General features: G+C 66.3%; 9 protein-coding genes and 1 pseudogene. 4 read left to right on the top strand and 6 right to left on the bottom strand.

What is annotated here, in order from left to right; genetic code table 11:
• Positions 1-139 precede the first annotated feature (139 nt).
• Positions 140-2170: pseudogene (locus IT472_RS07030) on the bottom strand (sodium-translocating pyrophosphatase); the annotation flags it as partial.
• A gap of 186 nt (positions 2171-2356) precedes the next feature.
• Between IT472_RS07030 and IT472_RS07025 the strand changes: the two are divergent.
• Entirely contained in the window at positions 2357-2890 is a 534-nt protein-coding gene (locus IT472_RS07025) for a hypothetical protein (protein WP_297180321.1), read from the top strand.
• Positions 2891-2971: 81 nt separating this feature from the next.
• Here the strand turns inward: IT472_RS07025 and IT472_RS07020 are convergent, their stop codons facing one another.
• The 3 genes from IT472_RS07020 to IT472_RS07010 all read right to left on the bottom strand — a co-directional run bounded on the left by IT472_RS07020 (position 2972) and on the right by IT472_RS07010 (position 5546).
• A complete protein-coding gene (locus IT472_RS07020; RefSeq protein WP_297180319.1) occupies positions 2972-3196 on the bottom strand; it encodes a DUF167 domain-containing protein in 225 nt (74 codons plus the stop codon).
• 75 nt (positions 3197-3271) lie between these two features.
• Positions 3272-4066 (bottom strand): CsgG/HfaB family protein, encoded by a 795-nt coding sequence (locus IT472_RS07015; RefSeq protein ID WP_297180317.1) that lies wholly within the window; start codon positions 4064-4066, stop codon positions 3272-3274.
• A 220-nt stretch (positions 4067-4286) separates the two neighbouring features.
• A complete protein-coding gene (locus IT472_RS07010; protein WP_297180315.1) occupies positions 4287-5546 on the bottom strand; it encodes a 6-phosphofructokinase in 1260 nt (419 codons plus the stop codon).
• Positions 5547-5689: 143 nt separating this feature from the next.
• Here IT472_RS07010 and IT472_RS07005 point away from each other — a divergent pair, with 143 nt between their 5' ends.
• Entirely contained in the window at positions 5690-6268 is a 579-nt protein-coding gene (locus IT472_RS07005) for an adenylate kinase (protein WP_297180313.1), read from the top strand.
• 71 nt (positions 6269-6339) lie between these two features.
• On the top strand, positions 6340-7785 hold the full coding sequence (gene mpl / locus IT472_RS07000) for a UDP-N-acetylmuramate:L-alanyl-gamma-D-glutamyl-meso-diaminopimelate ligase (RefSeq protein WP_297180323.1): 1446 nt from the start codon (positions 6340-6342) through the stop codon (positions 7783-7785).
• A gap of 51 nt (positions 7786-7836) precedes the next feature.
• On the opposite strand, the gene IT472_RS06995 is transcribed toward mpl, so the two are convergent.
• Positions 7837-9759 carry a bifunctional DedA family/phosphatase PAP2 family protein gene (locus tag IT472_RS06995; RefSeq protein ID WP_297180311.1) on the bottom strand — a complete coding sequence of 641 codons (1923 nt, stop codon included), beginning with the start codon at positions 9757-9759 and terminating at the stop codon, positions 7837-7839.
• Between the two features lie 60 nt (positions 9760-9819).
• Between IT472_RS06995 and IT472_RS06990 the strand changes: the two genes are divergently transcribed.
• A complete protein-coding gene (locus IT472_RS06990) occupies positions 9820-10641 on the top strand; it encodes an NAD(P)-dependent oxidoreductase (RefSeq protein ID WP_297180310.1) in 822 nt (273 codons plus the stop codon).
• A gap of 117 nt (positions 10642-10758) precedes the next feature.
• Here the strand turns inward: IT472_RS06990 and IT472_RS06985 are convergent.
• Positions 10759-11616 (bottom strand): glutamate-1-semialdehyde 2,1-aminomutase (locus IT472_RS06985; protein WP_297180308.1); only part of this gene is annotated, 858 nt, incomplete at its 5' end.

Genomic DNA, 11616 nt, shown 5'->3' with positions numbered 1-11616 from the left:
GAGCAGCCGCGGCTTCCATCGGTGCGGCGGACTCAGTCGCTGCCTGCTCGGTCGGTGCAGCCGGCTGTGCGGACTGCGCCACCGGGGCTTCGACCGCCACCGGTGCCTGCGCCGTATCGGTGCTGGTTGCGTTCACCGGCAACAGCGGCACGATCAGCAGGGCCACGATGTTGATGATCTTGATCAGTGGATTGACCGCGGGGCCGGCGGTGTCCTTGTAGGGGTCACCCACGGTATCGCCGGTCACAGCGGCCTTGTGCGCCTCGGAGCCCTTGCCACCGAAATTGCCGTCCTCGATGTACTTCTTGGCGTTGTCCCAGGCGCCGCCGCCGGTGGTCATCGAAATGGCCACGAAGATGCCGGTGACAATCGTACCGATCAGCAAGCCACCCAGCGCCTGCGGGCCGAGGGCCAAGCCGACGATCACGGGCACGGCGACCGGCAGCAGGGACGGCACGATCATTTCCTTGATCGCCGACTTGGTCAGCATGTCCACGGCCTTGTCGTACTGCGGCTTGCCGGTGCCATCCATGATCCCCTTGATCTCGCGGAACTGGCGGCGCACTTCTTCCACCACGCTGCCCGCGGCACGGCCCACGGCTTCCATCGCCATCGCACCGAACAGGTACGGGATCAGGCCGCCGATCAGCAGGCCGATGATGACCATGTGGTTGGACAGGTCGAAGGTGAAGCTGACATCCGGATGCGCGGTTTGCAGGTTATGCGTGTAGTCCGCGAACAGGACGAGCGCCGCCAGTGCGGCCGAGCCGATGGCATAGCCCTTGGTGACGGCCTTGGTGGTGTTGCCCACGGCATCCAGCGGATCCGTCACGTTGCGCACGTCGGCCGGCAGCTCGCTCATTTCCGCGATGCCGCCGGCGTTGTCGGTGATCGGGCCGTAGGCGTCCAGGGCCACGATCATCCCCGCCATCGACAGCATCGAGGTGGCGGCAATGGCAATGCCGTACAGGCCGCCCAGCTCGTAGGCGCCGAGGATCGACGCGCACACCGCGAGCACCGGCAGCGCGGTGGATTTCATCGACACGCCGAGGCCGGCGATGATGTTGGTGCCGTGGCCGGTGGTGGAGGCCTGCGCGACGTGCTTGACCGGCGCGTACTGGGTGCCGGTGTAGTACTCGGTGATCCACACGATCACGCCGGTCAGCACCAGCCCGATCAGGGCGCAGCCGTACAGGTTCATCGCGCCGAAGGACGAATCGGCCATCAGCTGGGTGGTGATCGGGTAGAAGGCGATCGCGGCCAACACCGCCGAGACGATCACGCCGCGATACAGCGCGCCCATGATGTTGGGGTTGCTGCCGGACACCTTGACGAAGGCCGCACCGATGATGGACGCAATGATCGAGGCACCGCCCAGCACCAGCGGGTACAGCACTGCGTGGGTGCCGACGGTGGCGGCCATCAGCCCGCCCAGCAGCATGGTGGCGATCACGGTGACGGCGTAGGTTTCGAACAGGTCGGCGGCCATGCCGGCGCAGTCGCCGACGTTGTCGCCCACGTTGTCGGCGATCACCGCTGGATTGCGAGGGTCGTCCTCGGGGATACCTGCTTCAACCTTGCCCACGAGGTCGGCGCCGACGTCGGCACCCTTGGTGAAGATGCCGCCACCGAGGCGGGCGAAGATCGAGATCAGGCTGGAACCGAAGGCCAGCCCGACCAGCGCGTGCAGGGCCTTTTCCTGCTCCACGCCCATCACATTGGTCAGCACATACCAGTAACCGGCCACGCCGAGCAGGCCCAGTCCGACCACCAGCATGCCGGTGATCGCGCCACCCTTGAAGGCCACGTTCATCGCCGGGCCCATGCCGCTGCGGGCGGCCTCGGCGGTACGCACATTGGCACGCACCGAGACGTTCATGCCGATATAGCCGGCGGCGCCGGAAAGGATCGCGCCGATCGCAAAACCGATCGCGGTATGCCAGCCAAGCTGCCAGCCGATCAGCACCAGCAGCACCACGCCGGCCACTGCAATCGTGGTGTACTGGCGGTTGAGGTAGGCGCGCGCGCCTTCCTGGATGGCGCCGGCGATCTCCTGCATCCGCTCGTTGCCGGCGGGCTGCCTGTTGATCCAGGCGGCCGACCACAGGCCGTACAGGATTGCGACACCGGCGCAGACCAGCGCCAGCACTAAACCGTATTGCTCCAGCATGGAACTCTCCCCGGAGAGGCGTGAAAATTGCGATGGATGGCGTGCCCGCATCCGGGGCAACCCTGCAATTATGGCGCAGATGCGGGGCTGTAGGAACGGGTTTGCCGAGGAAAACCGACCATGGCCCGGGATTCAGCGTGTTTATGGCAGTTTTTCCGTGCTTTGGTATGGCGTTGGAGGCTAGCAATGCAAGGCGACTTTCCGCGGCGTTTGGCCTGCCTGTCCGTCGTGGCCTGGTGCCTCATGGGAACGGCGGAGGCTGCCACCGATCCAATTCCGGAAATCCAGCGTGCGCCTTACCCCGCGCTGGAGGACGGCGCCTTGACGACCCTGCGGATCATCCCTGAGGCCTGTATCCGGCTGGAGGGGCGTTTCACCAGCGATCCCGGCAAACCGTTCGCGTTGTCGGCGGAACCGTCGAGCGTGCGTTGCCAGCCGCGGGCAAGGCTGGTGGATTCGGCGGGCACCCACCCATCCACTGGCCGGGATTGGCTGCTCAACGACGTGATCCGGGTACCCAGCGCACGCTGCCCGGGGCAACAGGCGGTGATCCGGGTCTGGCGGGAAAACCGAACGACCCAGGTGCCCGCCTACGACGCCCAGGGCCGGGTGCGGATCTATCTCCATGACGCCTTGTCGTCCACAGGGCGAGCGCAGGCACAAGCGTTGCCGCGGTATGTCGCCCAGTTGGCGATGCAGGGACGGGATTGCCGCCGATGACGGCAAGACAGCACTGGCCTGGGTGGGTTGCCCGCCGGCCATCCACGAACAGTAGACAACGCCGATTCAATCAATGGCGCATCAATCCGGAATCGTCACCCGCTTGAGCCGGCTGCCGGCACCGGTCTTGATCGAGACCGCGGCTTTGGCGCAGCCGAAATGGCGGGCGACCAGTGCGATCAGTTCCTCGTTCGCCTTGCCGTCCACCGGCGGTGATTTGAGTTGGGCGAGCCAGGTGCCGTCGTCCTGTTCGATCAAGGCAGACGCGCGTGAATTGGGCTTGGCCTTGATCTGCAGGACCGGCATGATCAGCGCGTGGTGCAATTGAACGAACGAAGGATCGCCCGTTTGGGCGATCCTCCGAGATTCGCCTTGGCTGGCTTACTGCCCGACCGGCAGGTTGCCGCCACGGCCCAGGCCGCCATCGACTTCCTGTGCCTGGTAGTCCCGCAAGGACACGACCAGGTTGTTGTAGGCATTGACGAAGGCCGCGGCAATCGCCTTGCCTTCCGGCGTGCTGGTGTAGCCGCCGAGCCCACCGAAGCCGGAACCACCGCCACCGCCGAAGCCGAGCGCGAAGTCGGTCTTGGTGGCATTGCCCTGGGCGATGCCCAGTTGCACGCCCGAGCGGTTGTCGATCAGGGTCAGCATGGTCTCGGCCTTCTTGAATTTCAGGCCGCCGACCAGCGCGCCGACCGCGCCCCACTTGCCGCCGAACGAGCCGATCACGCCGCCGATGCCGCCGGCGTCGCTTTGCGAGAAGGTGATGCTGGGATTGATGGTGTAGTCGGCAGCGACCATCTGGCCGCGGCCGAAGTTGCTGCCTTCGCGCAGTTCGCCGCTTTCCGCCAGTTGGCGCTCCTGCATCATGTTCCGCATTGCCCTGCCGCGCTCGACCACCACGAAGCAGTTGGACTGCTGGATCAGCATGCGGATCACCGGGATGGTGGACGGCAAGCGCAGGTCTGAAGTGAGGTAGCGATACCAGTCGCCGCTTTGTTCTTCCACCACGCCGACGGTACCCAGCGGGCGATCACAGTGCTCCAGGGTCGGATTGGCGTTGTTGGAATTCCTGCCTGCGGCCGAGCCACGCGGATCGTTCTTGCCGGCCATGGCGGGGCTGCTGGCGAGGGCGAAGGTCAGGGCAAGCATGAGGGTCGAAAGTGCAGTGTTCATGAGGCTCCTCGAAAAACCAAATCCAAGCGAAAGTGCGGCTGTTGCCGCCTTGTGTGGGTTGCCGCGGTTGGGAATCCAGCCTCCAACGCACCCGCGACAATAAGACGCCAGCGAATGCGTGCAGGCCATCCCGGATATGCGTGGGTCCGCGAATGTTACAGGGTTGACCCCACTGCTGCCTGTGTCCCGGATCGGGGGTCGCCTGCGCGGTGGGTTGATGTCAGCCCGGTGAATACCGGCGCTGCAGCCGGCGGGGCACGAAACGGAGGCGTGGGGTGGGGTAATCAGGCAGGCCGTCGGCGCGGTAGGGCGGGAAGGCTTCGCCGGCGATCAACGGGGTCAGGTAGCGGCGTGCGGCCGCGGTGATGCCGTAGCCATCGGCTCGGATGAATGCTGCTGGCAGCTTCTTCTCGCGATTGGCGATGCGTTCGAGTGGGGCGATGTCGATGTGCCAGCGGTAGGGCGCATCGCTGTCGCGCACGATGATCGGCATCACCGCGTTCTGGCCGGCCAGCGCACAGTCCACGGCGGCGTGGCCGACCGCCTTCGCCTGCTCGAGGTCGGTTTGACTGGCGAGGTGGCGCGCCGAGCGCTGCAGGTAGTCCGGCAGTGCCCAGTGCACTTTCAGTCCCAACGCCTGTTCGACCCGCGTCGCCAGCGCCGCACCCGCGCCGCCCAACTGGGCGTGCCCGAAGGCGTCCGAGAGCCCCTCCTCGTCGACAAAGCGCCCATTGGCGTCGCGGATGCCTTCGCTGGCCACCACGACGCAATGACCGACGCGTTTGACCGTGGTTGCGACATGGGCCAGGAAGTCGGCGCTATCGAAGGCCCGTTCCGGGAACAGGATCAGGTGCGGTGCCGCATTGCGGCCCGAGCCCGCCAATCCCGCAGCAGCAGCCAGCCATCCGGCGTGGCGTCCCATCACTTCGTAGATGAACACCTTGGTCGAGGTTTCCGCCATCGCGGCCACATCGAGGGCGCATTCGCGCACCGACACGGCCGTGTACTTGGCGGCTGAGCCGAAGCCGGGGCAGCAGTCGGTGAGCGCCAGGTCGTTGTCGATGGTCTTGGGCACGCCGACGCAGGTCAGCGGATAGCCGAACTCCTCGGCCAAATGCGAGACCTTGAGCGCGGTGTCGGCAGAATCGTTGCCACCGTTGTAGAGGAACCAGCGCACGTCGTGGGCGCGGAACACATCCAGCAGGCGCTCGTACTTCGCCCGATCCTGCTCCAGCGATTTGAGCTTGAGTCGACAGCTGCCGAACACGCCGCCCGGCGTGTGGGCCAAGGCCGCGACTTCTGCTGGAGTCAGTGCGCTGGCGTCGATCAGGTCTTCCCGCAGCGCGCCAAGGATGCCGTTGTGCGCCCCCAGCACGCGCACCTTGCGCTTGCGCGCAGCCTGCAGCACGGCGGCTGCGGTGGCATTGATGACGGCGGTGACGCCGCCGCTTTGGGCGTACAACAGGGTGCCTTGGGACATGATTGGGTCTCCGGGACGTTCTGGCCTGGGGTTCGGCTGCGGTAAAGTGGGGAGGTTGCGCGATGCCAGCAGTCTACGGCGACAGCCGCCATCCGGCGGGCGCCGGTTCAGGCGGGCACCATGGGTCATTCGGGAGTGAATCGATGCGATTGGTATTGTTGGGTGCGCCGGGAACCGGGAAAGGGACGCAGGCCGCACGCTTGAAGGAGCATCTGCAGGTGCCGCACATTTCCACCGGCGACCTGTTGCGTGCCGAAGTGGCCGCGGGCAGCCCGCTCGGGCTGAAAGCCAAGCAAGTGATGGCGCGCGGGGATCTGGTCAGTGACGAAATCCTGCTGGGCATGCTCAAGGATCGCTTTTCGCGCGATGACACCCGCTCGGGCTTCATCCTCGACGGCTATCCGCGCAACCTCGCCCAAGCCGCCGCCCTCGATGCCCTGCTGAAGGACCTCGGGCAGAAGTTCGATGCCGCCGTGCAACTGGTCGTCGATTTCGAAAGGATCATCGAGCGCCTTGCCGGCCGGGCCAAGGCCGAGGGCCGCACCGATGACACGCCGGATGCCGTGCGCCATCGCCTGAGCGTGTATGAAGAAAAGACTGCGCCCGTGGTCGATTTCTACCGCCAGCAAGGCCAGCTCACCGTGGTCGACGGCGAAGGCTCGCTGGACGAAGTGTTCGCGCGGATCGTCGAGGCGATCCAGCGAGGACACGAGGTCGGTTGAGCAGGCACTGGGCGCAGCAAGCGGGTCGGCATGGCCGGCGTATTGCGGAATCTTCATTGATCGGAGCGTAGATCTTGAAACTCCACATCCTCGGCATCGCCGGCACCTTCATGGGCGGCGTCGCCGCACTGGCGCGCGAGCTGGGCCATGTGGTCGAAGGCAGCGACCAGAACATCTATCCACCGATGTCCACCCAGTTGGAACAGTTGGGCATCACCCTGAAGCAGGGGTATCTGCCCGGCCACATCGCGGCGGATTGCGACGACATCGTGATCGGCAATGCACTGTCGCGCGGCAACCCGGCGGTGGAAGCCGTGCTCGACGCCGGTCGACGTTACACCAGCGGCGCGGAGTGGCTGCGTGAACAGGTGCTGCCGGGGCGTGACGTGCTGGCGGTCGCCGGCACCCACGGCAAGACCACCACGACCACCATCCTGTCGTTCCTGCTGGAGGCCGCCGGGCGCGATCCGGGGTTCCTGATCGGTGGGGTGGCCGAGGATTTCGGGGTGTCGGCAAGATTGGGGTCGTGCGACCAACCCTCATCCGGCGCTACGCGCCACCTTCTCCCGGGGGGAGAAGGAAGCGAGGCGTCGGCGCTGCCGCGCCGACCATTATTCGTGGTGGAAGCCGACGAATACGACACCGCGTTTTTCGACAAGCGCAGCAAGTTCGTGCATTACCGGCCGCTGGTGGCGATCCTCAACAATCTGGAATACGACCACGCCGATATTTTCCCTGATGTGGCCGCGATCCAGCGCCAGTTCCACCATCTGGTGCGCACCGTGCCGCAGCGCGGGCGCTTGATCGTCAACGGCCACGATGCGCATCTGGCCGAGGTCTTGGCCATGGGCTGCTGGACGCCGGTGGAGCGCTTCGGCTTTGATCCGGCGTTCGAATGGAGTGCGCGAAAATTGGCCGACGATGGCAGCCGCTTCGTCGTGATGCGAAGCGGTGCCGAGATCGGCGTCGTTGAATGGTCGCTGCTCGGTGATCACAATGTGTTGAATGGCTTGGCGGCCTTGGCTGCGTGCGCGGCGGTGGGCGTCGATGTCGTCGCGATCCTGCCCGCGCTGGTCCGCTTCCACAGCGTCAAGCGCCGTCTCGAGGTGATTGGCGAGTGCGCTGGCATCACCGTCTACGACGACTTCGCCCACCACCCCACGGCGATTGCGACCACCCTCGCCGGCTTGCGTGCCAAGGTGGGTGAGGCGCGGATCGTGGTCGCGATGGAGCCGCGCAGCAATTCGATGCGGCTGGGTGCGCACGCCGAGGCATTGGCGCCGTCGTTGGATTTGGCCGACGAGGTGGTGTTCCTGGCGCGTCCTGAGCTCCCGTGGGATGCTGGCAAGGTGATCGCCGCACTCACGGGCAATGGGTGCGCAGTGGCCGATGTCGATGCGTTGTTGGCCGTGCTGCATGGCATCGTGCGCGCTGGCGACCATGTGGTGTTCATGTCCAATGGCGGGTTCGACGGCGCGCCGCGACGATGCTTCGCTGCCTTGCAAGCGCGAGCGTAGGCGCGCACCGACGGAGCGCGATCCACGCGCAGGCCCCGCCCGATCACCGCGTCAGCGTGGATGCATGCGCACCTGCAAGCTGACGCCATCGGCGAGCGAACGCAGATCGTCCGGCAAGCTGTGCGCCGGTGGCCGTGGCTGCCACAGGGTCAAGATCTGCAATCGTTTGCGCAATTGCATGGTGCCGTAACGCGCCACCCACAACGGCGTCCCATCGTCCAGCAGCGTCGGCGCAGGCCAGATGCGCAGGACTTCGATGCGTGCGTGCGTGCGTGGGTCCACGCGGCGCAACAGCAGCCGTTCCGGATGGGCATCCAGTGCCAGTGGCAGTACCAATCGTTCACTGGGTGCCAGGTCATCGTCGAGCAGGCCAAGCACGGCCATCCAATCGGCTGCGGGTTGGATCTGCCAGCCGTCATCGAGCAGGCGCTGCTGCAACGTATCCATCGGGCCGGCGATCTCCAGGTCGAATCGCGCATGGCCGCTACCCAGCCCGGACGATCGCCAGTGCGACAGGGACATCGTGTGCGTCGGCGGTGGTGGCTCGAACTGCGCCAATGTCGCGGGGGCAATCCGTGGCGTAAACCAGAACGATGCCAGCAGGACACTGCCGTAGAAGGTCCAGCCCAGCGGCGGCATCCAGAATGAGCGTTCGCTGTGGCGGCGGTAGGCGATCCCGATCAGCAGGACCCAGATCGCGCCGAGCAGCATGCCGCCGAGGATGTCGCTGAGCCAGTGAGCGCCGAGGTACAAGCGGGCGAAGCCGACCAGGGCGGTGGCCACGCCGGTAAGCAAATAGGGCCAGACGCGCTGGCGTCCCGGCAATTCACGCGCGATCAGCACTGCGAAAAACCCGAACACCACCGTTGTCATGGTCACCGCGATCGACGGGAATTCGAAGCCCGCTGCCGCCGTGGGCGGGCGCGGCATGTGGACGACCGCGGCCAGTGCTTCGGTCAGTCCCAGGCCGACCGCAACCGCCACGCCCCAATGCAGGGCGGCTTTCCAGCGCCGGCGCCACAGCAGCCAGACCATCGCCGTGACAAACCCGCTGCCGAGCACCGGGGCACTCCCGAGCGCCGCCAGCGTCGCCATCGTCCGGTCGGCCAGCGGATTGCGCAGCGAGAACATGAACGCGTAGACATCATGGTCGATTCGCAGCGGGCCACCGCTGGCCAGCAAGCTGCCGCTGAGCCAGGCCCAAGCCCAGGCGAAGCCGAACAGGCAGCAGGCCAGCAACAGCAGCGAAGCCGATTCGCGCCGACTCGGATCGATCACGCTGCGCACCACCTTGCCGAGCCGCGGGTGGGTCTGGCTCCAGCGCAGCGCACGCGCCAGCAGGCCATCGGCGTTGACGGCAAACCAGCGCCATGTGTAGAGGACAATCGCCCATGCGGCCGCAAGCGCAACCACCAGCCCGGCAAGTGCCAGCACCAGCTTGTCGGCGACCACGGCGATCGCATCGTAGGCCTCACCCAGCGCCCAGCCGGGGAGCAGGAACAGGATCGCCCACGACAGGCAAGCGAAGGCACTGATGCGCACATAGCGCGGCAATGGCATCCGTGCCATGCCGGCGATGGCAGGCACGAAGGGCCGCACCGCACCGACGTAGCGGGCAATCAGCAGGCTCTTGTTCGCATTGCGACGGAACAGGGTCTCGCCACGTTCCAGCAGGCGCGGATAGCGGCGGAACGGCCACACACCGCGCAAGCCCTCGCCCCAGCGACGGCCGACCCAATAGCTCAGGCCGTCGCCGCAAAACGCGCCCAACGCGGCGCAGGCCACGGCGTAGGGGCCGGAGAGTTTGCCCATCCCGATCAGGACCCCGATCGCCAGCATCAAGGGCAGCGCCGGCACGATCGCACCGAGCACGATCACCGCATCGCAGAAGGCGATCAGGAACACCAGCAGGCCCGCCGCCACCGGGTGGGCGCCGATCCAGGCAAGCGTGTTGTCGAACCAGGCGCCGTGCATTGGCGGTAAGGATACGTTGGGCGCGGTACACTTTCACTGAATCAATACGGGCGCGTACGCATGACTTCGCTTGCTGGAAAGACCCTGTTCATCACCGGCGCCTCGCGTGGGATTGGCCTGGCCATCGCCGAACGCGCCGGCCGCGACGGCGCCAATGTCGTGATCGCTGCAAAGTCCGACGTGGCCAATCCCAAGCTGCCGGGGACGATCCACAGTGCGGCGGCAGCGGTCGAGGCCGCCGGTGGCAAGGCGCTGGCGATCAAGTGCGATATCCGCGAGGAAGAGCAGGTGCAGGCGGCGGTGGCTGCCACCGTCGAGGCCTTTGGCGGCATCGACATCCTGATCAACAATGCCAGTGCGATCTGGCTGCGCGGCACCCTGGACACGCCGATGAAGCGCTTCGACCTGATGCAGCAGGTCAACAGCCGCGGCAGCTTCCTGTGCGCGCAGGCCTGCCTGCCGCACCTGCTGAAATCGACCAACCCGCACATCCTCACGCTGTGCCCGCCGCCTTCGCTGGATCCGAAGTGGTGGGGGCCGTTCACCGCCTACACCCTGGCGAAGATGGGCATGAGTTTCGTGACCCTGGGCTTGGCCGCCGAATTCGGGCCGAAGGGCGTGGCCGTCAATGCCCTGTGGCCGCGCACCCTGATCGCCACCGAAGCACTGAACATGATTCCCGGCGTGTCCGCCGCCAATGGCCGCAAGCCCGAGATCATGGGCGATGCCGCGCACGCGATCCTCACCCGCGAAGCCAAGGGCTTTGCCGGCAACTTCCTGATCGACGACGACGTGCTGCGCGACGCCGGCGTCAGCGATCTGTCGGGCTATGCGGTCGATCCGTCGGCGCGGCTGTTGCCGGATTTGTATCTCGAACAGTGACCTTCGTAGCGACCGCGGGCTGGACTGCGCGCCCGACGCGCAGCCCGCAGGTGAAGCGCGGGTCAAGTCAATCGGTGTGACGTCAATTCCGGCATCCCCGCAAGGGTCAAGCCGACTTCAGCCCTTCGCAACCACGAAGGCCTCGCGCGCCGCTGCGATGGTCTGCGCGATCACGGTGTCGTCGTGCGCACTCGACATGAATCCGGCCTCGAACGCACTGGGCGCCAGATACACGCCGCGCTCCAGCATGGCATGGAAGAACCGATTGAACGCCGCGGCATCGCAGGCCATCGCCTGCGCAAAGGTGTCCACCTTCTCGTTGCTGAAGAACAGGCCGAACATGCCGCCCACGCGCTGGGTGGTGAACGCGACGCCGGCGTCGCGTGCGGCAGCGTCGAGGCCATCGCACAGTGCGTGGGTCTTCGCCTCCAGCGCATCGTGGAAGCCGGGTGCCTGGATCAGGTCGAGCATCGCCAGTCCCGCCGCCATCGCCACCGGGTTGCCGCTGAGCGTGCCGGCCTGGTAGATCGGCCCGCTGGGTGCGATCTGCGCCATCAGCTCGCGGCGACCGCCATACGCACCCACTGGCATGCCGCCGCCGATCACCTTGCCGAAGGTCGAAAGATCAGGCGTCACGCCATAGCGCGCCTGTGCGCCACCGAGCGCAACCCGGAAGCCGGTCATGACTTCATCGAAAATCAGCACAACCCCGTGCTGCGTGCACAGCTCGCGCAGGTGCTGAAGGAAGCCCGGGCGCGGCGGCAGGCAGTTGGCGTTACCGACCACCGGTTCGATGATCAGCGCGGCCAGGGTGTCACCGCACGCGTCGAACAGCGCCGTGGCGGCAACGAAATCGTTGTAGGGCAGGGTCAGGGTCAAATCCGCCAAGCCCTTGGGCACGCCCGGCGACGTGGGCACGCCGAAGGTCAACGCGCCGCTGCCGGCTTTCACCAGGAACGAATCGCCGTGGCCGTG

Origin of the sequence: Thermomonas sp., from assembly GCF_020850895.1 — a bacterium.
Classification (GTDB): domain Bacteria; phylum Pseudomonadota; class Gammaproteobacteria; order Xanthomonadales; family Xanthomonadaceae; genus Thermomonas.
The sequence above is the reverse complement of the archived record's forward strand: the minus strand, read 5'-3'. Positions and strand labels throughout refer to the sequence as shown.